Raw genomic sequence first — 23,087 nt, 5'->3', positions numbered from 1 at the left:
TAACGCAATTTGGGGTAAATTGTTATACACTCAAATTATCAAGAGTAAAGGCTAAGAGGTTAGCGAATGACAGATAAAAGCAAAGAGGGTAGTAGCAGTAAGCTACTGTACTGCTCTTTCTGTGGCAAAAGCCAGCACGAAGTTCGCAAGCTAATCGCAGGTCCTTCAGTCTACATTTGTGATGAATGTGTCGATCTTTGTAACGATATTATTCGTGAAGAGATCAAAGATGTTTTACCGAAGAAAGAGTCGTCGGCGTTACCAACACCGCGTGAAATTCGTGAACATCTTGATGACTATGTGATTGGCCAAGAACACGCGAAAAAAGTGCTCGCTGTTGCGGTATATAACCACTATAAGCGTTTACGTAACGGTGATACGACCAGTGATGGTGTGGAGCTCGGTAAAAGTAATATTTTGCTGATCGGTCCAACCGGTAGCGGTAAAACACTGTTGGCAGAAACGTTAGCTCGCTTTTTGGATGTGCCATTTACCATGGCCGATGCTACGACCCTGACGGAAGCGGGTTATGTGGGCGAAGATGTTGAAAATATCATCCAAAAATTGCTACAGAAATGCGATTACGACGTTGCAAAAGCGGAGCGCGGAATCGTGTATATTGATGAAATCGATAAGATTTCACGCAAAGCAGAAAATCCGTCGATCACTCGAGATGTCTCTGGTGAAGGCGTTCAACAAGCACTGCTTAAATTGGTTGAAGGTACCGTTGCTTCTGTTCCGCCACAAGGTGGACGTAAGCATCCTCAGCAAGAGTTTTTACAGGTTGATACCTCCAAAATCCTCTTCATTTGTGGTGGTGCTTTCTCTGGTTTGGATAAGGTGATTGAGCAACGCGTTGCTAAAGGCACTGGGATTGGTTTTGGTGCTGAAGTTCGTTCAAAAGACAACAGTAAGTCATTGAGTGAATTATTCACCCAAGTTGAGCCAGAAGATTTGGTTAAATACGGTCTGATTCCTGAGTTTATTGGTCGTTTACCAGTGACCGCAACGTTGACGGAGTTGGATGAAAAAGCGTTAATTCAAATCTTGTGTGAGCCTAAAAACGCGCTGACTAAACAGTACGCTGCTCTTTTCGAGTTAGAGAAAGCAGAACTTGAATTTCGTGAAGATGCCTTGCGTGCTATCGCTGCTAAAGCGATGAAACGCAAAACAGGAGCACGTGGTTTACGTTCAATTCTCGAAAATGTTCTGTTAGAAACCATGTACGAGCTCCCTTCAATGGCAGACGTTGAAAAAGTCGTGATTGACGAATCCGTCATTAATGGTGAGTCAGAGCCGCTACTTATTTATTCTGGAAATGAGAGTCAGGCAGCAGGCGCTGAGTAAAAAGTGTTCAACCATTTTTAAAAGGAGGTAGTGATACCTCCTTTTTTTAATTCCGTCATTGAATCCAGTCAGTTAGGCCCCATATACTCCGATATACATAAAAGCGGAAGAGAGAATAATATGAACTTGGAACGTTCCGAGCGTATCGAGATCCCAGTACTACCTCTGCGCGATGTGGTGGTATACCCACATATGGTCATTCCTCTGTTTGTTGGCCGTGAAAAATCCATCCAATGCTTAGAAGCAGCGATGGATAACAACAAACAAGTGCTCTTGGTTGCTCAAAAACAAGCTGAAACCGATGAGCCGAAAGTTTCCGATCTATTTGCAGTAGGAACGGTAGCGACCATTCTTCAACTATTAAAACTGCCAGACGGTACGGTCAAGGTTTTGGTTGAAGGTCAGCAGCGCGCGAAAATTAATCAATTTCATGAGGGTGATTTCTTTTCAGCAGAGGCGGAATATCTGCTGACACCAGAGTTGGATGAAAAAGAACAAGAAGTGATTGTCCGCAGTGCGATCAATCAATTTGAAGGCTTTATCAAACTGAATAAGAAAATCCCACCTGAAGTACTTACTTCACTGAATGGGATTGATGAAGCCGCTCGCTTAGCTGATACCATCGCCGCTCACATGCCTTTAAAATTGGTGGATAAGCAAAAAGTATTAGAGATTTTAGACATTTCTGAGCGTTTAGAATTTTTAATGGGGCAAATGGAGTCGGAAATCGATCTGTTACAAGTTGAGAAGCGTATTCGCACTCGAGTGAAAAAACAGATGGAGAAATCTCAGCGTGAGTATTATTTGAATGAGCAAATGAAAGCTATTCAAAAAGAGCTCGGTGAGATGGACGACACGCCTGATGAATTCGAGACTCTGCAAAAGAAAATCGATGATTCAAAAATGCCCAAAGAAGCTCGCGATAAAACTCAGCAAGAGCTACACAAACTCAAAATGATGTCACCGATGTCAGCAGAAGCAACCGTGGTGCGTAGCTACATCGATTGGATGGTCAGCGTGCCTTGGACGAAGCGTTCGAAGGTTAAAAAAGATCTCGCGAAAGCGGAAGAAATCCTTAACGCTGATCATTACGGTTTGAAACGAGTTAAAGAGCGCATCTTAGAGTATCTTGCGGTGCAAACTCGGATCAATAAACTCAAAGGCCCTATCCTATGTTTGGTTGGACCTCCAGGGGTTGGTAAAACGTCATTAGGTCGTTCTATTGCATCAGCAACGGGTCGCCAGTATGTGCGTATGGCACTAGGTGGGGTACGTGATGAGGCGGAGATTCGTGGTCACCGTCGGACTTATATTGGCTCACTGCCTGGAAAATTAATTCAGAAAATGGCTAAGGTTGGGGTAAAAAACCCACTTTTCCTGTTGGACGAAATTGATAAAATGTCTTCAGACATGCGTGGCGATCCTGCTTCAGCGCTGTTAGAAGTTTTGGATCCAGAACAGAACAATTCGTTTAACGACCATTACTTGGAAGTGGATTACGATTTATCTGATGTGATGTTCGTTGCAACATCAAACTCGATGAATATTCCGGGGCCACTGTTGGATCGTATGGAAGTGATTCGTTTATCTGGGTATACCGAAGATGAAAAGCTCAATATTGCTAAGCGCCATTTGGTGAATAAGCAGATTGAGCGTAATGGACTAAAGCCCAGTGAAATCATCATCGAAGATTCAGCGATCACCGGCATTATTCGCTATTACACGCGTGAAGCTGGTGTACGTGGACTGGAACGCGAAATTTCGAAAATTTGTCGTAAAGCGGTGAAGAAGATCCTGCTCAATGCCTCAGTGAAAACGGTAACGGTCAACCAAGAAAACTTAAAAGAGTTTTTAGGGGTACAGCGTTTTGATTACGGTAAAGCCGATGATAGTAATCGAATTGGTCAAGTAACGGGGTTAGCGTGGACAGAAGTTGGTGGTGACTTACTGACGATTGAGACTCAATCGATGCCAGGTAAAGGTAAGTTAACCCAAACGGGTTCACTTGGCGATGTGATGCAAGAGTCTATTCAGGCCGCCATGACCGTCGTTCGTTCTCGTGCCGATAAATTAGGCATCAATAGCGATTTTTACGAGAAAAAAGACATCCATGTCCACGTTCCTGAAGGTGCAACTCCGAAGGATGGGCCAAGCGCTGGTATTGCAATGTGTACGGCACTGGTATCTAGCTTAACGGGTAACCCTGTTAAAGCTGAAGTCGCAATGACGGGAGAAATCACGTTACGTGGTGAAGTGCTCCCTATCGGTGGCTTAAAAGAGAAGTTGTTAGCAGCGCATCGTGGCGGCATAAAAATGGTATTAATTCCAAAAGACAATGAACGTGATTTGGAAGAGATCCCAGATAATGTCATCGCGGATCTGCAAGTGATCCCTGTCCAGTGGATCGATGAAGTATTACAGCTTGCCTTAGAAAATGACCCTGCTGGGGTTAGTTTTGCTGTTGTAAAATAGTGATGTGTAGCAAAAATAACTAAAAGATTACGCTGATAGGTCGAAAAAGGCTTGTCAGCGTTTTTTTTGGGAGCTAACGTTACCAACTATGGCTTAAGCCCTGTTGTAATAAGGCATTAAGCCTGTTTTTAATCTTAATGGAACGAAATCGGCACCGAACAAAACAATAACTTGGTGACCAAAGGGGAATTACAGTGAATAAGACACAACTAGTAGAAAAAATCGCAGAAAATGCGGATATTTCAAAAGCATCCGCAGGTCGCGCACTGGATGCATTTATCGAAGCAGTGACCGATACACTTCAATCTGGTGATCAAGTAGCGTTAGTAGGTTTTGGTACTTTCTCTGTCCGCTCACGTGCAGCTCGTACTGGCCGTAACCCAAAAACGGGTGAAGAGATCCAAATTGCTGAAGCTAAAGTACCCGCGTTTAAGGCTGGCAAAGCTTTAAAAGACGCTTGTAACTAATACAGGGTGTTTTTTGCCGTTTTAACGCAAAAATAATTCGAACCTTTTGAAATTATGCGCATCCTACTGATGCGCATTTCTTTTTCTGATATTATCGCGCTATTCAATTTTGGCTGAAGCATTTAGCTTCAAACCCGGAGAGCAGTACAACTATGATGGAACGATTACGCGAAGGCGTGAACAGCATCGCGGTGAAAATTATCCTAGGACTCATCATCCTATCGTTTATCTTTGCAGGCGTGGGTAACTATATCGTTGGCGGCGGCAATAATGCAGCGGCCAAAGTCGGCAAGACAGAGATCAGTCGTGGGGAATTTGAACAGGCGTATCAAAATGAACGTAATCGCATGCAGTCACAACTTGGCGATTACTTTTCTACATTACTAGCAGACCCAACTTATGTCGCTTCACTACGACGTTCAGTGCTTGATAGCATGATCAATGATATTTTAATTGAGCAGCATGCACAGTCGCTCGGTTTACGTGTGAGTGATAATCAAGTTCGTCAAGCCATTATTGCCATGCCAGAGTTCCAATCGGCAGGTCAATTTGATCAAAATATCTATCAATCTGCTCTGCGTCGTGCAGGGTTTACCCCCGATGCTTTTGCCGAGTATATGCGTCGTAGCCTGGTCCGTGATCAACTGGTTGCGGCTTTACAGACCAGCGAGTTTACTTTACCTGGTGAAGTCGAAGGGTTGAGTGCGTTAGTGGCTCAAGCTAGAGATGTGCGCACCATCACGCTACCGACCACTGATTTCGCAAAAGACGTTCAGCTAACAGATCAAGAGATTGAGCAGTATTATCAACAAAATGATGATCGATATACTCGTCCTGAACAGATGAGAATTTCTTATATTGAGTTGGCTGCGCAGCAGTTGAAAGAAGCTATCACGATTACGGATGAGCAGACCAAAGCATTCTATGACGCGCATCAAGATAAATATGCTTCTAAAGAACAGCGTAAAGTAAGCCACATCATGATTCAAGGTGATGATGAACAAGCAGCTCAAGCGATTTTAGATCAATTACACAACGGGGCGGACTTTGCTCAATTGGCGAAAGAGAAATCACAAGACATCGGTAGTTCACAAGAGGGTGGTGAGCTAGGTTGGATTGAACCTGATACGATGGACGCGGCTTTTGAAAGTGCGGCTTTTGCTCTTCAACAAGTGGGTGAGATCAGTGGACTGGTTAAATCAGATTTTGGTTACCACGTCATTAAACTTGATGAACTTAAGGCTCCAGTGATTAAGCCTTATGAGCAAGTTGCTGTTGAGATAAAAGCAGAGTTACAAGATCAGCAAGCGGTTGATCGGTTTTATCAGTTACAAACTGAGCTAGAACGCATCGCTTTTGAATCACCAGACTCTTTAGACGAAGCCGCTAAGGCGATTGGCGCAGACATTCAACACACGGATTTTATTTCGGTTGCAGAATTACCAGCTATATTGAGTGCTCCAGCGGTTATACAAGCGCTACGACAGCCAGAAGTGAAAGAAGATCAACTGAACTCGGATGCGATTGAAATTGCCCCTGAACATGTTGTGGTTGTCCGTGTTGAGCAAACCCGCCCAGAAATTATTTTGCCATTAGCTGAGGTACGTGAGCAAATCGTTGCGACGTTATCGCGTTTAAAAGCGGAACAGCAAGCATTGCAGTTGGCGAATGATTTAGTTACGGGTTTAAACGCTGGCGATAATAGTTTATTAGACACTCATCAATTAGCCTTTAGTGAGATTCAGCGTATGGATAGAAGTTCTCCATTGGCTGAAATCGTCTTCTCTATGCCGAAGCCAGAAGGTGAGCATCATGTTTATGCACATGGCAAAGATGCACAAGGCAATGTTGTTGTTATCGCTTTGGCCGCTGTGACGACTGAGGTTGACCCACAATTGAATCAGCAAATTGGCGCTCAGTTATCTCGCATTGGACTACAACAAAATGTTGAGGGTATTTTGGGTGTATTACGTCAAAATACGAAAATCCAATATTATGGTTTAGAACAATAACGGCCTGTTATGTAAATAACATGTTTATCATTTTGGGCTGCATTTGCAGCCCATTTTATTTTCTTGTTTTGTTCAAATAGTCGATGTGAGTAATCCTTTATTATCGTTTTGTCTACCCCTGTGCTATGAGAATATACAACGTTGTTGTTCACCAAGCTCCAGCTTGTTTGGCCGGTGATTCTTGTTCTATCTGATGGTGTAGGGATGCGATAAACACTTAAACAAGGAAGGAACAATGGTTAAGAATTATTTACTTGCCCTGCTGTTGGGCTTAAGCCTGCCTGTTAGCCAAGCGATGAGCGAAGAAACGGTCAGCGTTAATCAGGGCTTTGAGATCACAGTGAATGTTAATACCGCCTCTGCAGAAGAGATCGCGACTTTGTTACAAGGTATTGGCTTGCAAAAAGCTCAGGCGATTGTTGAATACCGTGAGATAAATGGTCAGTTTTTAACAAAAGAAGATCTAACTAAAGTGAAGGGAATTGGGCCAGCAATCGTGGCAAGAAACGATAAACGTATTTTACTGTAATGTGAACCACCCGCGAACAAGAAACTCAGGCTTAGCCCTGAGTTTTTTATGAGGGGAACTCCTCGCCTGAAACTCGCATCTTATTGCCAGTTCAGTATATAATTCATCGTTGACCAATCACGCGATGAGTCGTGAACCAAACGAATGGAGTAAAGCATGTCCTTGCAAACAACGGTAATTACCGTGGATGGACCTAGTGGTGCTGGTAAAGGCACACTGTGTATGTTGTTGGCGAAAAAGCTCGGTTTTCAACTGTTAGATTCGGGCGCAATCTATCGCGTACTTGCCTTAGCCGCGATTCATCATGGTGTTGACCCTGACTCTGAAGAGGCATTAGTTCCTCTAGCCACACACCTTGATGTTGAGTTCATTGCTGAAGGCGACTTGGTTAAAGTGATTTTAGAAGGTGAAGATGTTTCTAAGGCCTTGCGTAAAGAAGAAACGGGTATGGCCGCCTCAAAAATTGCTGCCTTACCTCGTGTCCGTGAGGCGTTATTGCGTAGACAGCGCGCGTTCGAGCAAGGTAAAGGCTTAGTGGCCGATGGGCGAGACATGGGAACAGTGGTCTTTCCTGAAGCTGCGGTGAAAATTTTCCTTGATGCAAGTGCAGAAGAGCGTGCGCGTAGACGCTATAAGCAGTTGCAACTGAAGGGCCTTGATGTTAAATTTGACGCCCTTTTAAGCGAAATTCAAGAACGTGACGATAGAGATCGTAATCGTTCAGTGGCGCCACTGCGTCCAGCGGAAGGTTCGCTATTATTAGATTCAACGACTTTGTCTATCGACGAGGTTGTGGCTCAAGCATTACAATACATCGAATCGAAGTTAGCGGAATAAACCACGTTAGCTAAGAACGTTGGTCGCAAGGATGATGACTGGCGATTTTAACAACCCCATGCGGTAGGATACCCGTGGACGTTTAATTATTGAAGATTAAATACATGACTGAATCTTTTGCTCAACTCTTTGAAGAGTTTCTAAACGAAACCCAATTTCAACAAGGTACTATCGTTAAAGGTACTGTAGTTGCGATTGAAAATGGCTATGTACTTGTTGATGCAGGCCTTAAGTCTGAGTCTGCTATTCCAGCAGAACAGTTCAAAAACGCTGCGGGCGAACTAGAAGTAGAAGTTGGTTCAGAAGTTGACGTAGCACTTGACGCTGTTGAAGACGGTTTCGGTGAAACTCAACTTTCTCGTGAGAAAGCTAAGCGTCACGAAGCTTGGATCGTTCTTGAGAAAGCTTACGAAGAAGCTGAAACGGTTATCGGTATCATCAATGGTAAAGTTAAAGGTGGCTTCACTGTTGAATTGAACGGTATTCGTGCATTCCTTCCAGGCTCTCTAGTTGACGTACGTCCTATCCGTGACACTGCTCACCTAGAAAACAAAGAGCTAGAGTTCAAAGTTATCAAGCTAGACCAGAAGCGTAACAACGTTGTTGTTTCTCGTCGTGCTGTTATCGAATCAGAAAGCAGTGTTGAGCGTGACGAACTTCTTGAAACTCTACAAGAAGGTACTGAAGTTAAAGGTATCGTTAAGAACCTTACTGATTACGGTGCATTCGTTGATCTTGGCGGTGTTGATGGTCTACTACATATCACTGATATGGCGTGGAAACGTGTTAAGCACCCATCAGAGATCGTTAACGTTGGTGACGAAATCCTAGTTAAAGTTCTTAAGTTTGACCGTGACCGCACTCGTGTATCACTAGGTCTAAAACAGCTAGGCGAAGATCCATGGGTAGCTATCGCTAAGCGTTACCCAGAAGGTCACCGACTAACTGGTCGTGTTACTAACCTAACAGATTACGGCTGCTTCGTAGAAATCGAAGAAGGCGTTGAAGGTCTAGTACACGTTTCAGAAATGGATTGGACTAACAAGAACATCCACCCATCTAAAGTTGTTAATGTTGGCGACGAAGTAGATGTGATGGTTCTTGATATCGATGAAGAGCGTCGTCGTATTTCTCTAGGTCTAAAACAGTGTAAAGCTAACCCTTGGCAGTCATTCGCTGAAGCGCAAGCTAAAGGCGACAAAGTAACTGGTAAGATCAAGTCTATCACTGATTTCGGTATCTTTATCGGTCTTGACGGTGGTATCGATGGTCTTGTTCACCTATCTGATATCTCTTGGAATGTTCCTGGAGAAGAAGCGGTACGTGATTACAAGAAAGGCGATGAGATCTCAGCAGTTGTTCTAGCAGTAGATGCAGAGCGTGAGCGCATCTCTCTAGGCGTTAAGCAAATGGAAAATGACCCATTCAATGCTTACGTTGCAGACAACAAGAAAGGCACTCTAGTTAACGGTACAGTAACAGCCGTTGATGCTAAAGGCGCAACGATCACTCTTGAAGATGGCGTAGAAGGTTATATCCGCGCTTCTGAAATTGCTCGTGACCGCATTGAAGATGCCTCTCTTCTTCTAAGCGTTGGTGATAAAGTTGAAGCGAAATTTACTGGTGTTGACCGTAAAAACCGCGTAATCAACCTATCTATCAAAGCGAAAGATGAAGCTGATGAGCAAGAAGCAATGGCAACTATCAACAAGCAAGATGAAGCTGCTTTTGGTAATGCAATGGCTGATGCTTTCAAAGCTGCTAAAGGCGAATAAGTTAAATTCGTAAATAGAAAGGAACCTGCATAGGTTCCTTTTTTTTGCCTTTTCTCTACAAAATTAAGCAAGTGTTTGTTGGAACTGCTATTACTGACTATAATCAAGGTAAAAACTCAATGAGGGAAACTATGACTAAGTCTGAATTGATAGAAAGGCTGTGTGCAGTACAAACGCATCTGTCAGCCAAAGAAATTGAAGATGCCGTAAAAGATGTTCTTGAACACATGTCCAAAACGTTAGAAGACGGAGAGAGAATCGAAATTCGTGGTTTCGGCAGTTTCTCTTTACACTATCGTGAGCCTCGCATTGGACGTAATCCAAAGACTGGCGAAAAAGTAGAGTTAGAGGGAAAATATGTACCTCACTTTAAGCCGGGTAAAGAACTACGTGAGCGGGTTAACCAGAACATTTAGTAATACGACAAGTACACCAGCGGCATGCTTTTTCAGTATGCCGCTTTTTTGTGTCTCAAAAGTCACTGGATTATTAGATTGAGCATGGTTTGTCAGACGAATTTACTGCATAATCAGCAAGCGAATTGGTGAATATGAACCTAAATAGGATAGGTATTATGAAAATAATAAAAATTATCGTGTTATTGGCCTTATTTCTTATCGCGTTAGCGTTAGGTGCTCAAAATCAAGCGATCGTGACGTTTAATTATCTGCTTGCCCAAGGTGAGTTTCACTTATCAACGTTATTGGGCGGCGTGTTTGTGACCGGTTTTTTAGTGGCTTGGATTTTATTTGGTGGTTTGTATCTTAAAGCGAAGCTTGAGATACGTAAGCTTAATCGTAAAATAGCCAAGCAAGTCGTGCCGCAAACGCCAATCAAGCCAAAAGCTAATCTGGAATAATTAATGTTAGAACTTCTCTTCTTGCTCTTGCCCATTGCTGCCGCTTACGGATGGTATATGGGCAATCGTAGCGCCCAGCAAGACAAGCAGAAGCACTCTCACCAAATCTCCCGCCAATACGTTACGGGGTTAAACTTATTACTTTCTGATCAATCTGATAAAGCCGTTGACCATTTTATTGAACTGCTTCAAGTTGATAATGAAACGATTGATACTCATCTCGCGTTAGGTAATCTGTTTCGTTCCCGTGGTGAAGTCGATCGCGCCATTCGCATCCACCAGAATCTTATTTCTCGATCAGGTTTAACGATTGATCAAAAAAATCTCGCACTGCAACAGCTTGCTAAAGACTATATGGTGGCAGGTTTTCTCGATCGCGCAGAAAAAATATTTGAACAATTGATCGATGAACCTGAGCACCGAGAGTCCGCTTTGCAACAATTAACGGCGATTTACCAACAAACACGCGAATGGCATAAAGCGATTGAGTGTGCACAGGCGTTAGTGAAGTTGGGGCGCAAGCGGATGAAAAATAGTATCGCTCATTTTTGGTGTGAGTTAGCAATGCTAGAGCAATCTGACGGGCAAGATAATAAAGCGATGCAGTTTTTTAAACGCGCATTGCATGAAGATCCTAAATGTGTCCGCGCCAGTATTTCGCTGGGTAAGCTGTGTCTCGCGAATCAGCAATATCAGCAGACGATCAGTCATTTAGAGCGTGTCTTAAGCCAAGATATTGACTTTATTGGTGAAGTGTTACCAACCTTGGCTGAATGTTATCATCACCTTGGTCAAGAAGATGCTCTGGTTGAGTTTTTGCGCCAATGTATTGATAACAATGCCGGAGTTTCTGCGGAGTTAATGCTTGCGCAGTTGGTCGCTCAACATGATGGTGTGGCAAGTGCTCAGGAGCTGTTAACTCGTCAATTAGTTAAAAACCCGACCATGAAAGGTTTTTATCGCTTAATTGGTTATCACATCGCAGAAGCGGAAGAAGGCAGAGCGAAAGCCAGCCTTTCTACTTTACAAAAATTGGTTGGAGAACAGCTAAAAGCCAAACCTCACTATCGCTGTCGTCATTGCGGATTCTCGACTCACTCGTTGTATTGGCATTGCCCCTCTTGTAAGGGGTGGGGGACAATTAAGCCGATCCGCGGTTTAGATGGTGAGTAATTCCCTCATGCATGTTTAACCAGAAATAGACCGAGCATCCATCGGTACGTATTGAATGGAACAAAGGTTAAGTATCAAAACGATAGGTCATTATTAGGAGTAAAAATGAACGACCAAAAAGTCATTGTTGCCTTGGATTATGAAAAACGAGCAGAGGCGCTTGCCTTCGTCGATAAGATTGACCCATCGAGCTGTCGATTAAAAGTGGGTAAGGAAATGTTTACCCTATTTGGCCCGGAGTTGATACGTGAATTGCATCGCCGTGACTTCTCTGTCTTTCTTGACTTAAAGTTTCATGATATTCCGAATACTTGTGCGAAAGCGGTTCGCGCTGCAGCAGAGCTTGGCGTATGGATGGTAAATGTCCATGCTAGTGGCGGTGAGCGAATGATGGTGGCCGCTAGTGAAATACTCGAACCTTATGGTAACGAGCGTCCGTTACTGATAGCGGTGACCGTATTAACCAGTATGGAGCAGGTCGATTTGGCAGGGATAGGGATTAACCTTGCGCCAGAGCAGCATGTACTACGTTTAGCGACCTTAACTAAAAATGCTGGCTTAGATGGCGTGGTCTGCTCTGCTCAAGAAGCCTCTGCATTAAAACAGCATTTAGGCTCATCGTTTAAGTTGGTTACACCGGGGATTCGTCCGGTTGGAGCTGATGTTGGTGACCAAAAACGGATTATGACGCCGATTCAAGCCCTAGAAGCGGGCTCGGACTATTTAGTGATTGGACGGCCTATCACTCAAGCTAATCATCCCGCTCAAGTCTTAGCTGAGATTAATGCCTCACTGATGGCTGTTTAGCATTGAGAGTGCGCCAATTAAATTGGCGCACCGCTATGAAATTTAAAATCATCATCTGGGCTCTGGATGAGCTCAGCTTCAATAGCAGCAAAATAGTCGATACGTTGACGGATATCGTTTGCTGCAATGTGTTCAGCTAATGCTAGATAATCTTGATAGTGCCGAGCCTCAGAACGCAATAATGAGAGATAGAATCGTCCAATCTCTTCCGGTAAGTGAGGGGCTAACTTAGCAAATCGTTCGCAAGATCGAGCTTCGATAAACGCACCGATGATCAATTTATCAATCAATGCATCCGGTTCGAAGGTTTTAACGTGCTTAAGCATGCCTTTGGCATAGCGACTCGCATTGATTGGCTGATATTCTAACTCTTGGCGTTCAATAATTTCTGCTACTTGATAAAAATGATGCAACTCTTCTTTGATCAATAAAACCATTTTCTCAATCATCGCTTCGCCATAGGCACAGTCACTTCTCGCGTGAATCGATTTCGACAACTGACTGGTTCCTTTGAGAGAAAGCAAATCGCCTTGGCATTGATAAGCAAAACGTTCATAGGGTTGAATTAAGGCTGTCAATTGCTGAGCGGCTTCATCGGTTAGCACATAGCGTTTGAGTAAAAAAATGGCGCTTTGCGCCGCCTTCAGCTCACACAATAAATGATCTCGTAAAATAACGTTTAAATTCTCAGGTCGTTTGGCTTGAACTATCCAAGAGTCGGGCGTCGGGCAGAGTAGGAATTGCTCAATTGGAGCGAGTAATGGTTGAATGGCGGTCTGTATCATGGTCATTAAAAAGTATCGGTTTAAGCTATCATTTGGATCAGTAGTGATAGGATGAACTTGACGTGGAGCCCCAATCATACCATTAGTCGATATTCATGGGGAACAATGGTAACGTCCTATACGGTTACTTGTCTCGGGATAAAAGACGGTAAATGGTGAACTGTCGTCTGTCTGGCATTTGATGATGGAGGATGGCTATGGGAAAAGTATCGAGTTGTCCCTTTACCACTTTTTCTTCTCACCAAATAATGCTTCCATATCACTGTTGCGCTCTTTGTCTTCCATTTGTTGGACATCAGCAGCACTTTTAGTTTGACGGCGTTGTTCAATGTCATCATGCATGGTTTGCAGTTTTTCTCTTGCTTGAGTCGAATAGCTGTCGTTTTTGGTATTCAGCACATCAATCCCTTTGCGGAGAAGTTGCAGTGCGGTACCTGGTTGCCCACGAACAATCGAATCGTTGGCACGCTTAATCACGTTTTCAATATTAATTCGAATTTGAATGGTTTCAAGCCGAGCGTTTTCTGCGACGAAGGCTTGGGTATCAAAGCGACCTTTGTTGTGTTCACTGCGTACCGTATCTCGGAGTCGTTTAACCAGTTTGAGCATGACAATGGCTTGCTTATCGCTACTTGGAACTTTAAATGGCGTACTTTCTCCACCGGGATGGTTTTCTTTTAGGTGTTTAATTTGTGCCTGCATATTTTCGACGCGCTGTGCCAATTGCTTATTTTTGGGATCTAAATCAAGCATGTTTTGCAGAGCATCAAGAATTCGGTTATTTAAACAAACCAGCAAATCTTTACTAAATGGCATATGATGCGCATTACCGATTAAATCTTCAGTAGCATCAATAATGGTTAGATAACGTGCAGATTCTTGTTTCTTGGCCGTTTCTATTTTCAATCGATACTGCAACATAATGTTGTAGCCTAAGATCAAAACCAGAAGCACGACTCCGAGAGCGATAAGTAAACCTATATTCATAAAATCCGTATCTTTTTTAGAGCCCGATAATAAAGGATACACTATCCTACCTGTATCGACATCACCAACAAATAGACAATCTTAATTATTTATGTGTTAAGCATAAAAAAGTGTAACCGAGCCGTCATTTTAGATGAGGATAGGCGATCTATTGGCAGTATAGTACGGTTTTTTGCCAATGGTCTTCTTTCTTCCTCGTTAACTTGACCCTAAAATAGCGCTTTAGTTAGGGGGCATAATGCAGACACTTTTTACTCAGCTCGATACATTTCTTTCTCAAACCGCGTTGTTTTGGCGTTTTGAGCCCTTTCATAATAGTGTGGATGATACTGATCATTGGCATGGGGTTAACTCTGAACTGGATCGTTGGCTTAACTCGCTCTCTCCACAGCAAATAGCTCAACTGAAACAGCAACCGGATGTTTTGCTTTGCCATCTATCGATATATATTGAAGGACTTGCTGAGATCATTGCCAGCACTCACGATTTTCTTGTAAAACAGCCATTACTCACGGTATTGCCTACTGACGAGAATACGCAAAGGCTGCATTCGCTCTATACGGGTATTCCTGGGCGAAAAATTGAACAAATTAAGCGATTGGGACAACAGTTGATCGCTCGGCATCAAGGTCAATCATGGTTAGAGTGGTGTGCAGGTAAAGGGTATCTGGGGCGTTTTTTAGCCACTTATTCTGATAGTCCAGTGCTCAGTTTTGAATATCAAGAGGCCTTATGTCTACAAGGACAAGCTGAAGCGGATAAGCGCCAATTAGCGATGATGTTTGTGCAAGGCGATGCTTTTAAACCGAGTAGCCAAAAGTTGTTTAAACCCTGTCAACATGCTGTGGCTTTGCACGCTTGTGGTGATTTACATGTGCGCTTAATGCAATACGCTGCGCAAGCTTCGGTGTCTGCAGTGAGTGTTGCGCCTTGTTGTTATCATCTTATCGAAGCGGATCACTATCAACCATTATCGAGTTTAGGTCAGCAGTCTGAGTTGAATCTCACTCGCCAAGAGTTACGTATTCCTGTTCAAGAGACGGTTACTGGAGGTGAGCGAGTGAAACGTCACCGTCAACAAGAGATGAGTTATCGCTTAGGCTGGGATGAGTTACTTAAAGCGGAATTAGGTTTAATAGACTATCAACCGACACCAAGCATTAAAAAATCACAGCTTTCTGAAGGCTTTAAAGCATTTTGTCTTTGGGCAGCAGAACAAAAAGGCTTTTTGTTGGCGTTAGATAAGATTAATTTTGCGAACTATGAACAGCAAGGGTTAGCCCGTTATTGGCGTATGGAAAAATTGAGCCTTGTTCAACAAGGCTTTAGACGCTTATTAGAAATGTGGCTCGTTTGTGATAAGGCGCTGTTCTTAGAAGAGCAAGGTTATCAAGTGTCAGTCAGTGAATTTTGTCCGCGAGAGGTAACACCAAGAAACTTGCTCATTCATGCCAAGCAGGCTTCTTTACTGGGGTAAAGCGGTCGTATCAGTCGACACTATCGTTACGTGCAGCCAGTTTTAGCGTCGACTTAAACTCAATGCGTAGATTTTAGCGCCTCTATCGCGTTGATATAAGGTAAATTAAAGCTGTCTGCGACTTCTTTACAAGTTACTTGTCCTTTGAGGATGTTCAGTCCCGCCAATAATCCTTTATCCTCGATCAACGCTCGTTGATAACCCAGATTGGCAAGTTTTACAATGTAGGGAAGGGTGGCGTTATTGAGAGCAAAAGTGGAGGTTCGCGCTACGGCTCCCGGCATATTCGCGACACAGTAGTGAACCACATCATGCACGACATAACTGGGTTGATCGTGGGTAGTGGGATGAGAAGTCGCGAAGCATCCCCCCTGATCGATAGCGACATCGACAACCACCGATCCGGGTTTCATGCGTTTAATATGTTGTTCATTGACCAATTTTGGTGCGCTGGCTCCAGGGATCAACACCGCACCAATCACTAGATCGGCGTGAATAATTTGTTGTTCAATGACGTCAGCGGTGGAGTAGAGCAGTGTCGCTCGACCTTGGAACTCTTCATCTAATTTGCGTAAGGTTTCTAGATTACGGTCGAGTAGAGTGACATTCGCACGTAAGCCAATGGCGATTCTTGCGGCACTCGCGCCGACTACTCCACCTCCCAATATCAATACGTTGGCTGGCGCGACACCGGGCACGCCGCCGAGGAGAATTCCCATTCCTTTGTGAGATTTTTCCAACATACGAGCTCCGGCTTGAATGGACATTCTGCCAGCCACCTCAGACATTGGTGCTAGTAGTGGTAATCGACCCATACTATCTGTTACAGTTTCATAGGCAATACAGACAGCATTACTCTTGATAAGTGCTTCAGTTTGTGGAAAATCTGGAGCAAGATGCAAATAGGCAAATAAAATTTGCCCTTCTTTGAGCATAGCGCGTTCTGTGGCTTGAGGTTCTTTGACCTTAACGAGCATTTCGGCTTGCGAGTATACGTTTGCTGCATTAGGAACAATGGATGCCCCTGCAGCGATATAATCATCGTCTGAAAAGCCGATACCGGATCCTGCTTCGGTTTCGACAATCACTTGGTGGCCATGTAAAGTGAGCTCTCTTACACTGGCGGGTATCATTCCCACGCGATATTCGTGGTTTTTGATCTCTTTAGGTACACCAATAATCATTCTAACTCCTTACATGAATCATTCATGTTGGGCTTTTGTTGGAATTTTGTGTCGAGTTTATGACTAGTATAGTTGTGCGTATATAAAGTTTGATGCTGAATATGAAGAAGTTGTAATATATTTTTTTGCAAGGAAGTAATAAGGTGGAATAAAAAATGGCAGACAACTATAAAAGGCCCTCCAAGGATCTTGACCGTATTTATCGCAATATCTTAAATGAGTTGCAAAAAGATGGTCGTATTTCGAATGTAGAATTATCCAAACGGGTTGGTCTCTCGCCAACCCCTTGTTTGGAGCGGGTAAGACGACTTGAGCGTCAAGGATACATTACTGGGTATACTGCCCTGTTAAATCCCCAGTATCTTGATGCCTCACTGCTCGTGTTTGTTGAGATTACCCTTAATCGGGGAGCACCAGATGTTTTTGAGCAATTTAATGTTGCTGTGCAAAAACTCGATGACATCCAAGAGTGTCATCTCGTTTCTGGGGATTTCGATTATTTATTGAAAACACGAGTATCCGATATGGGAGCCTACCGTAAACTATTGGGTGATACCTTGTTGCGGTTACCTGGCGTTAACGATACGCGCACCTACGTGGTCATGGAAGAAGTGAAACAAACCAATCAACTGGTGATAAAAACTCGTTAAGCTTGATGATGTGAATAAGAGACTTCTTACCGCATTCTGACGTTGATACATTGGGTTTTTAACCGTGATATGGTTAAATCTACCAACAGTCTGAGCGGCCATCGCCGCTCAGACTGTTTTCTCCTCTCCAATATAGGTTATAGTATTTTTTATACTGGCCATTATCATAGTCAAGTTGGTATATGTTCAAACACAGTAACAATAAAGTTGAAACGATCATCAAAACCTCTGAGCAGTTGCCTCCCTCACGTTTAAATGGCAAGCAGCGTTTAAAAGAGTGTGGGCTTATCTTGGCGGTTCTCTGCTCCGTGTTACTGGCGGTGGCTTTACTGACCTTTCACCCGGCGGACCCTTCTTGGTCACAAACCGCTTGGGGTTCTGAGATTCAAAATGCTGGTGGTATCGTCGGCGCTTGGGTTGCTGACACACTCTTTTTTGTTTTTGGCTCGCTGGCTTATCTATTGCCGATTATTTTTACTGTCACGGCATGGATAACGTTACGCCGCCGTGAGGAGCAAGAAAGCATTGATTTGATGCTGTGGGGGACCCGTTTACTCGGCTTAGTTATTTTGATCCTCACCAGTTGTGGGTTAGCTGATATCAATTTTGATGATATTTGGTATTTTTCGTCCGGTGGGGTGATTGGTGATGTCCTCACCAGCTTAGCATTACCGACCTTGAACTTACTTGGTACGACCTTAGTGCTGCTCTTTTTATGGGGAGCGGGGCTAACGTTATTAACCGGAATCTCTTGGTTAACGATTGTCGAGTGGCTCGGCAGTAACGTTATCCGAGGCGGTCAATGGTTGATTAACCGTGTCCGTGGTGACAAAGACGAGCTTATTCAGCCACAGAGTGTTGATCTTGAGCCCATATCTCCCGATGTCGCACCTGACAATGCCTCATCCGTCACTTCGATCTCTGAGCGTATTTTGGAGACGAATAATAAGATTGTTGAACGCCAGTCAACAACGACAGAGCAAGCACCGCGACGCTTCAATATTCATATTCCGGATAACCAAAATACAGAGAAACCGGAGCGGGAAGTCTCGCTTAATGCGACGATAGAAGAGTTAGAACAGCAAGCTCGTCAATACGACGACTTTGCTGAAGAACCGGATTTTACTCCCCCTGTTCAAGAAAATCCTGTTCAGCCAGTCGAATCGATAGGATCGGTGACGCTGAGCGAAGCGAACGTGGATGATGAACCTGTATTTAATCCTCAAACGTTAGAGGAAACGGAATGGGACGATCCCATGACTCAACCTGTGATATCTCGCTTAGATGTTGTTGAAGACGAGTCATCGTCGCCCACATTAAGCGACTCGCCATCATCGGAGCCGATACTGACTGCTGAGCACGAGCAGAATATTGAGATGAGCGATGACCACGATGAGAGTATTGAAGATGAGTCATTGCCATTGGACGCTGATGTACAGGCATTTCAAAGCATGGTGTCTGATGCGCAAGCCAATATGGCGGCGACCCAAAATCCATTTTTGATGCAGCAAAATGTCAATTTGCCCAAACCCGCTGAGCCAATGCCCACTTTAGAGCTGCTGTATCATCCTGAGAAACGTGAAAACTTCATAGATCGCGTAGCGTTAGAAGAGATTGCCCGTTTAGTCGAATCAAAATTGGCTGATTATAAAATTCAAGCTCAAGTGGTGGGGATTTTTCCTGGGCCAGTGATCACGCGTTTTGAATTGGATTTAGCGCCTGGAGTCAAGGTCAGCCGAATATCGAGTTTATCGATGGATTTAGCTCGCTCCTTATCGGCGATGGCGGTACGAGTCGTGGAGGTTATTCCTGGTAAGCCTTATGTTGGTTTAGAGCTGCCGAATATGAGTCGACAAACGGTGTACTTGTCGGATGTCGTCAGTAGTGCGCAATTTAAAGAGGCGAAGTCACCGACGACCATGGTTCTTGGGCAAGATATTGCTGGTGAAGCCGTGGTTGTCGATTTATCAAAAATGCCACATGTGTTAGTGGCAGGAACCACAGGTTCCGGTAAATCGGTTGGGGTTAACGTGATGATCCTCAGTATGCTTTACAAATCGACGCCAGAAGATGTTCGATTTATCATGATTGACCCTAAAATGCTCGAATTATCGGTATATGAAGGCATCCCACATTTATTGTCTGAGGTCGTCACCGATATGAAAGATGCGTCCAATGCATTACGTTGGTGTGTCGGCGAAATGGAGCGTCGTTATAAATTAATGTCAGTATTGGGCGTGCGTAACATCAAAGGGTTTAACGATAAACTCAAAATGGCAGCGGAGGCCGGGCATCCGATTCACGATCCACTTTGGAAAGAAGGGGATAGCATGGATACTGCTCCCCCGCGTTTGGAAAAGCTGCCCTATATTGTTGTCGTCGTCGATGAGTTTGCAGACTTAATGATGGTGGTTGGTAAAAAAGTAGAAGAGTTGATCGCGCGCTTGGCGCAAAAAGCCCGAGCGGCGGGTATACACCTTATTCTTGCTACTCAACGCCCCTCAGTGGATGTGATCACCGGATTAATTAAAGCAAATATCCCAACTCGTGTGGCGTTTACCGTATCAACCAAAACGGATTCTCGAACTATTCTTGATCAAAGTGGCGCAGAATCATTACTGGGAATGGGGGATATGCTCTATCTCCCTCCGGGGTCGAGCCATACTATTCGCGTTCATGGAGCGTTTGCGTCAGATGATGATGTGCATGCGGTGGTCAATAACTGGAAAGCTCGCGGTAAGCCTAACTATATCAGTGATATTATCGCCGGTGATCAAGGGCCAGAGTCGCTGTTGCCAGGTGAGAAAATGGACGATGATGAGGAAATGGATCCGCTATTCGATCAAGTCGTTGAACATATTGTAGAAACTCGCCGAGGTTCGGTCTCTGGTGTTCAGCGTCGGTTTAAGATTGGCTATAATCGTGCGGCAAGAATCGTTGAGCAGCTTGAGGCGCAAGGTATTGTCAGTGCACCAGGCCATAATGGTAATCGTGAAGTGCTAGCGCCTTCCTCTAACCGAGAGTAGTCTCTAAAATTAGTCTATAAAAAAAGGCCCTGTTTTCAACAGGGTCTTTTTTTATCATTAAACGCGTAGGTTATTGGCTAGCTGGTTTTATCACTTGATAGCGAGTCGTCACCAAGCAAACGGCGGGACTCTGATCGGTCAGAAAGGCTTGTTTACCAGCGATACGATCGCTAGTAAGAACCATTGTTTCTTGATTCAGTTTACCTTGAAATGTCCACTTACTGAACGCTTCGTGCCTTGCATCCGCACAATTGGTTTGTAACAAGTAACTTTCGATCGCCGTTGCCTGACATTGTCCCGCGGCGTTTTCTACGGCATGAAAAGTGATATGGCTCGCTCTGTCGCGATAATCGGTGACTGTGAAGGCATGAAACAACTGATCATGGCTAATAGGGGTTATCTGCTCTAGCATGCGGTGTGGATTGAGTTTCAGTACTTCTGCCGCAAACTCAGTGAGCATGCTCTCGCAGGGCAGTGCTTGCTGCTCGGCAATAATATCCATTGAGGTTGTGGGTCTTGTCGGAGACTCAGCCATGACACAGCAAGATATAGTGCTGGTGAGCGCAATCAAAGACAGTTTTTTCGCGGAGGTAAGCACTTTTTTCTCCCGAGGTGATTAATGGGCGTGAGTGTGGTTGTTACTCATATCCAGTACCGGTAGCTCAACAGGATAAACATTTTGCGCATCATCGATCAATTCGACAACAACAGTTTGCCCAGCGACGAAGGGCGTTGCAATATCCATAAACATAATATGATAGCCACCTGGAGTAAGATCAAACTGACCATGAGCTGGCACCGTGATGCTCTCGACTTGACGCATCGACATACGGCTATTTTCCATCACCATATGATGTAACTCAGTATGTGTTGCGGCATCGCTACGTGCAGCGATGAAAACAATATCAGAGTCAGACTGGTTGACCAATGAGAGGTATCCGGCACTGACTTTGGTTCCAGGAATGGTGGCTTTCGCTTTAGGCTCTGCAATCGATAAGCCTTTACCGATAGCAATCAGTTGTTCATCTTGTAAAGAATGATGAGCATGATGATGACTAGAGGCGGCATCGCTTTCAGCCGTGAAATGACGAACGATGGTTGCTAATACGAGTAGCAAAATGACGCCAATAAAGAGTTGGACAATACGATTCATGATTAACCTTGTTTAGTTTCTTGGTAGCGTTGTAGTGTGCGTTCGATACGGGCAGCCAGTTCTGTCGGTGTTGTACTGTAGCTCATCGACGTAACAAACTGTCCATTAGGGGCGATAACAAAGAATCGGGAGACATGATCAACGGTGTAGCTCAATGCGGAATTTTGCATATTAACCATGTCATAATAGACACCATATTGGTTTGTGATTTTATTAATGTCTTCTGCAGTGCCAGTTGCGCCTTTAATTCTGGGATCAAAATGCTGCGCAAATTGATGCAGTGATGTCAGATCATCGCGCGAGGGGTCGACACTGATAAACAAGCCTTGTACCTCATCACCGACTTCGGCAGGTAGCATGCGAAAAGCCGCCGACATGACGCCCATTGACGCCGGACAGACCTCGGCACAGCTCAGATAACCAAAGTAAAGTACCACTACTTTCCCTTGATAATCATCCAAATTAATGTCACCCAGTGCGGTATGAAGACTAAAGTTACCACCGATTTGATTGGGTTGTACTGGTCGCTCCCCGATGGGGACGGTTGAATATTTAACATACAAACTAATAACAATGGCGATCAAAATCGCCCCAGTTATTAAGGTGTATTTAATCGCTTTTGAACTCATGACGATAGGCCTTCTAAACTGAACGTTGGCAGTGCCGCTTGAATATCGTTATGTACTGCTACATGAGCGAAATCAACTGAAATCAATAAGCAGAACAACATGATACAAGCAATAGATAACAACATTAATTGTTTGCCCCACTGCTCGGTCGGCATCTTTTGAAAGCCAACCTTGGCGATATATAACCAATAAAGGCTAATCAATCCCATACCTAAAGCGAACCAGCTTCCCGCATATCCATGGTAAGTGAGTGCCCAACATGCCACAGCAAAGGCAATAATATAACCAATGATATGGTAGCGAGCCTTAGCGATACCTTCTTGAATAGGAAGAACAGGAATGTTAGCCGCTTTATAATCATTAAATCGATAAATGGCAATCGCATAAGAGTGGGGGATTTGCCAAATACAGAACGTTAAAAATAAAATGGCGCCACCAATATCAAGTTGATGAGTGACGGCAAAGTAACCAATGACAGGAGGACAAGCACCAGATAAACCACCAATTAAAGTACCATGCACAGAATGGCGTTTATAATAGAGGCTGTAAAAGCCGACATAAACGACAAAACCCAGTACACCGAAGCCAAAGGCAAGTTTTGAGGTGAAAAAATACAAAATGGCAAAGCCAGCAAGCCCAAGTAAGCAAGCTTGCATCAGCGCGTGTGAAACGGGAACGATTTTTTGTACCAGTTCACGGTTACGTGTACGCTGCATTTTTGCATCTATGTCTATGTCAATATAGTTATTAAAGACACAGCCAGAGGCTACGACCAAACTGGTGCCAAGGCAAACAGCAATAAAAAGTTGCCAGTCAATCTGGCCTTGTGAGGCCAGAAAGAAACCACCCGCCGCGGCAACGAGGTTGCCGCGGATGATGCCTGGTTTAGTAAGTTGTAAATAGTGCTTGAACATCATT

The 23,087-nt window shown here is 44.1% G+C and carries 21 protein-coding genes; 14 read left to right on the top strand and 7 right to left on the bottom strand.

Annotated elements, in window-relative coordinates:
* The first annotated feature begins 66 nt into the window (after nt 1-66).
* The 11 genes from clpX to pyrF all read left to right on the top strand — a co-directional run bounded on the left by clpX (nt 67) and on the right by pyrF (nt 12,278).
* A complete protein-coding gene (gene clpX / locus VIB_RS09040; protein ID WP_004395645.1) occupies nt 67-1,347 on the top strand; it encodes an ATP-dependent protease ATP-binding subunit ClpX in 1,281 nt (426 codons plus the stop codon).
* A 120-nt stretch (nt 1,348-1,467) separates the two neighbouring features.
* Complete coding sequence (gene lon / locus VIB_RS09035) at nt 1,468-3,819, top strand: endopeptidase La (RefSeq protein WP_004395644.1); 2,352 nt, start codon at nt 1,468-1,470, stop codon at nt 3,817-3,819.
* 194 nt (nt 3,820-4,013) lie between these two features.
* On the top strand, nt 4,014-4,286 hold the full coding sequence (locus VIB_RS09030; protein ID WP_004395643.1) for an HU family DNA-binding protein: 273 nt from the start codon (nt 4,014-4,016) through the stop codon (nt 4,284-4,286).
* A gap of 152 nt (nt 4,287-4,438) precedes the next feature.
* On the top strand, nt 4,439-6,298 hold the full coding sequence (gene ppiD / locus VIB_RS09025) for a peptidylprolyl isomerase (protein ID WP_004395642.1): 1,860 nt from the start codon (nt 4,439-4,441) through the stop codon (nt 6,296-6,298).
* A 235-nt stretch (nt 6,299-6,533) separates the two neighbouring features.
* Entirely contained in the window at nt 6,534-6,827 is a 294-nt protein-coding gene (locus tag VIB_RS09020) for a ComEA family DNA-binding protein (protein ID WP_004395641.1), read from the top strand.
* Between the two features lie 156 nt (nt 6,828-6,983).
* Complete coding sequence (cmk, locus tag VIB_RS09015; protein WP_040904501.1) at nt 6,984-7,664, top strand: (d)CMP kinase; 681 nt, start codon at nt 6,984-6,986, stop codon at nt 7,662-7,664.
* Nucleotides 7,665-7,768: 104 nt separating this feature from the next.
* Nucleotides 7,769-9,439, top strand: coding sequence for a 30S ribosomal protein S1 (rpsA, locus tag VIB_RS09010; protein ID WP_004395639.1), 1,671 nt, complete (start codon nt 7,769-7,771; stop codon nt 9,437-9,439).
* A gap of 131 nt (nt 9,440-9,570) precedes the next feature.
* On the top strand, nt 9,571-9,855 hold the full coding sequence (gene ihfB, locus VIB_RS09005; RefSeq protein WP_004395638.1) for an integration host factor subunit beta: 285 nt from the start codon (nt 9,571-9,573) through the stop codon (nt 9,853-9,855).
* Between the two features lie 158 nt (nt 9,856-10,013).
* Nucleotides 10,014-10,298 carry a LapA family protein gene (locus tag VIB_RS09000; protein WP_004395637.1) on the top strand — a complete coding sequence of 95 codons (285 nt, stop codon included), beginning with the start codon at nt 10,014-10,016 and terminating at the stop codon, nt 10,296-10,298.
* 3 nt (nt 10,299-10,301) lie between these two features.
* The gene (lapB, locus tag VIB_RS08995; RefSeq protein WP_004395636.1) at nt 10,302-11,471 is read left to right on the top strand and encodes a lipopolysaccharide assembly protein LapB; all 1,170 of its coding nucleotides are present in this window, start codon (nt 10,302-10,304) and stop codon (nt 11,469-11,471) included.
* A 105-nt stretch (nt 11,472-11,576) separates the two neighbouring features.
* On the top strand, nt 11,577-12,278 hold the full coding sequence (gene pyrF / locus VIB_RS08990) for an orotidine-5'-phosphate decarboxylase (RefSeq protein WP_004395635.1): 702 nt from the start codon (nt 11,577-11,579) through the stop codon (nt 12,276-12,278).
* 17 nt (nt 12,279-12,295) lie between these two features.
* Here pyrF and miaE read toward each other — a convergent pair whose 3' ends face one another.
* On the bottom strand, nt 12,296-13,069 hold the full coding sequence (miaE, locus tag VIB_RS08985; protein WP_167535088.1) for a tRNA isopentenyl-2-thiomethyl-A-37 hydroxylase MiaE: 774 nt from the start codon (nt 13,067-13,069) through the stop codon (nt 12,296-12,298).
* A gap of 216 nt (nt 13,070-13,285) precedes the next feature.
* The gene (locus VIB_RS08980) at nt 13,286-14,050 is read right to left on the bottom strand and encodes a hypothetical protein (RefSeq protein ID WP_040904878.1); all 765 of its coding nucleotides are present in this window, start codon (nt 14,048-14,050) and stop codon (nt 13,286-13,288) included.
* 238 nt (nt 14,051-14,288) lie between these two features.
* Between VIB_RS08980 and VIB_RS08975 the strand changes: the two genes are divergently transcribed.
* Entirely contained in the window at nt 14,289-15,527 is a 1,239-nt protein-coding gene (locus VIB_RS08975) for a methyltransferase (RefSeq protein WP_004395632.1), read from the top strand.
* Nucleotides 15,528-15,586: 59 nt separating this feature from the next.
* Here VIB_RS08975 and ald read toward each other — a convergent pair whose 3' ends face one another.
* Entirely contained in the window at nt 15,587-16,711 is a 1,125-nt protein-coding gene (gene ald, locus VIB_RS08970; protein WP_004395631.1) for an alanine dehydrogenase, read from the bottom strand.
* 155 nt (nt 16,712-16,866) lie between these two features.
* On the opposite strand from ald, the gene lrp reads away from it, so the two are divergent.
* Entirely contained in the window at nt 16,867-17,361 is a 495-nt protein-coding gene (lrp, locus tag VIB_RS08965; protein ID WP_040904498.1) for a leucine-responsive transcriptional regulator Lrp, read from the top strand.
* A 182-nt stretch (nt 17,362-17,543) separates the two neighbouring features.
* Nucleotides 17,544-20,387: a DNA translocase FtsK gene (locus tag VIB_RS08960; RefSeq protein WP_004395629.1), complete on the top strand. Its 2,844-nt coding sequence runs from the start codon at nt 17,544-17,546 to the stop codon at nt 20,385-20,387.
* A gap of 70 nt (nt 20,388-20,457) precedes the next feature.
* On the opposite strand, the gene VIB_RS08955 is transcribed toward VIB_RS08960, so the two are convergent.
* From VIB_RS08955 to cyoE, 4 genes are read right to left on the bottom strand one after another with little or no spacing between them, the layout of a single operon-like run.
* Nucleotides 20,458-20,985: a hypothetical protein gene (locus VIB_RS08955; RefSeq protein ID WP_040904495.1), complete on the bottom strand. Its 528-nt coding sequence runs from the start codon at nt 20,983-20,985 to the stop codon at nt 20,458-20,460.
* Between the two features lie 18 nt (nt 20,986-21,003).
* Nucleotides 21,004-21,540, bottom strand: a complete 537-nt coding sequence (locus VIB_RS08950) for a copper chaperone PCu(A)C (RefSeq protein ID WP_004395627.1) — start codon at nt 21,538-21,540, stop codon at nt 21,004-21,006.
* Nucleotides 21,541-21,542: 2 nt separating this feature from the next.
* Nucleotides 21,543-22,169, bottom strand: a complete 627-nt coding sequence (locus VIB_RS08945; protein ID WP_004395626.1) for an SCO family protein — start codon at nt 22,167-22,169, stop codon at nt 21,543-21,545.
* On the bottom strand, nt 22,166-23,083 hold the full coding sequence (gene cyoE / locus VIB_RS08940) for a heme o synthase (protein WP_004395625.1): 918 nt from the start codon (nt 23,081-23,083) through the stop codon (nt 22,166-22,168). Before cyoE ends, VIB_RS08945 begins: the two co-directional genes overlap by 4 nt.
* Nucleotides 23,084-23,087: the final 4 nt, after the last annotated feature.

Origin of the sequence: Vibrio metschnikovii CIP 69.14 (assembly GCF_000176155.1) — a bacterium.
Lineage (GTDB): Bacteria > Pseudomonadota > Gammaproteobacteria > Enterobacterales > Vibrionaceae > Vibrio > Vibrio metschnikovii.
The sequence above is the reverse complement of the archived record's forward strand: the minus strand, read 5'-3'. Positions and strand labels throughout refer to the sequence as shown.

Excerpts from the sequence above, each read along its gene's own strand:
- VIB_RS09000 (WP_004395637.1), top strand. The coding sequence starts at position 10,014 with ATGAAAATAATAAAAATTATCGTGTTATTGGCCTTATTTCTTATCGCG.
- VIB_RS08945 (WP_004395626.1), bottom strand. The coding sequence starts at position 22,169 with ATGAGTTCAAAAGCGATTAAATACACCTTAATAACTGGGGCGATTTTG.
- ppiD (WP_004395642.1), top strand. The coding sequence starts at position 4,439 with ATGATGGAACGATTACGCGAAGGCGTGAACAGCATCGCGGTGAAAATT.
- rpsA (WP_004395639.1), top strand. The coding sequence starts at position 7,769 with ATGACTGAATCTTTTGCTCAACTCTTTGAAGAGTTTCTAAACGAAACC.
- clpX (WP_004395645.1), top strand. The coding sequence starts at position 67 with ATGACAGATAAAAGCAAAGAGGGTAGTAGCAGTAAGCTACTGTACTGC.
- pyrF (WP_004395635.1), top strand. The coding sequence starts at position 11,577 with ATGAACGACCAAAAAGTCATTGTTGCCTTGGATTATGAAAAACGAGCA.
- cmk (WP_040904501.1), top strand. The coding sequence starts at position 6,984 with ATGTCCTTGCAAACAACGGTAATTACCGTGGATGGACCTAGTGGTGCT.
- VIB_RS08980 (WP_040904878.1), bottom strand. The coding sequence starts at position 14,050 with ATGAATATAGGTTTACTTATCGCTCTCGGAGTCGTGCTTCTGGTTTTG.
- ihfB (WP_004395638.1), top strand. The coding sequence starts at position 9,571 with ATGACTAAGTCTGAATTGATAGAAAGGCTGTGTGCAGTACAAACGCAT.
- VIB_RS08950 (WP_004395627.1), bottom strand. The coding sequence starts at position 21,540 with ATGAATCGTATTGTCCAACTCTTTATTGGCGTCATTTTGCTACTCGTA.
- VIB_RS08960 (WP_004395629.1), top strand. The coding sequence starts at position 17,544 with ATGTTCAAACACAGTAACAATAAAGTTGAAACGATCATCAAAACCTCT.
- VIB_RS08975 (WP_004395632.1), top strand. The coding sequence starts at position 14,289 with ATGCAGACACTTTTTACTCAGCTCGATACATTTCTTTCTCAAACCGCG.
- cyoE (WP_004395625.1), bottom strand. The coding sequence starts at position 23,083 with ATGTTCAAGCACTATTTACAACTTACTAAACCAGGCATCATCCGCGGC.
- lapB (WP_004395636.1), top strand. The coding sequence starts at position 10,302 with ATGTTAGAACTTCTCTTCTTGCTCTTGCCCATTGCTGCCGCTTACGGA.
- VIB_RS09020 (WP_004395641.1), top strand. The coding sequence starts at position 6,534 with ATGGTTAAGAATTATTTACTTGCCCTGCTGTTGGGCTTAAGCCTGCCT.
- miaE (WP_167535088.1), bottom strand. The coding sequence starts at position 13,069 with ATGACCATGATACAGACCGCCATTCAACCATTACTCGCTCCAATTGAG.
- lon (WP_004395644.1), top strand. The coding sequence starts at position 1,468 with ATGAACTTGGAACGTTCCGAGCGTATCGAGATCCCAGTACTACCTCTG.
- lrp (WP_040904498.1), top strand. The coding sequence starts at position 16,867 with ATGGCAGACAACTATAAAAGGCCCTCCAAGGATCTTGACCGTATTTAT.
- ald (WP_004395631.1), bottom strand. The coding sequence starts at position 16,711 with ATGATTATTGGTGTACCTAAAGAGATCAAAAACCACGAATATCGCGTG.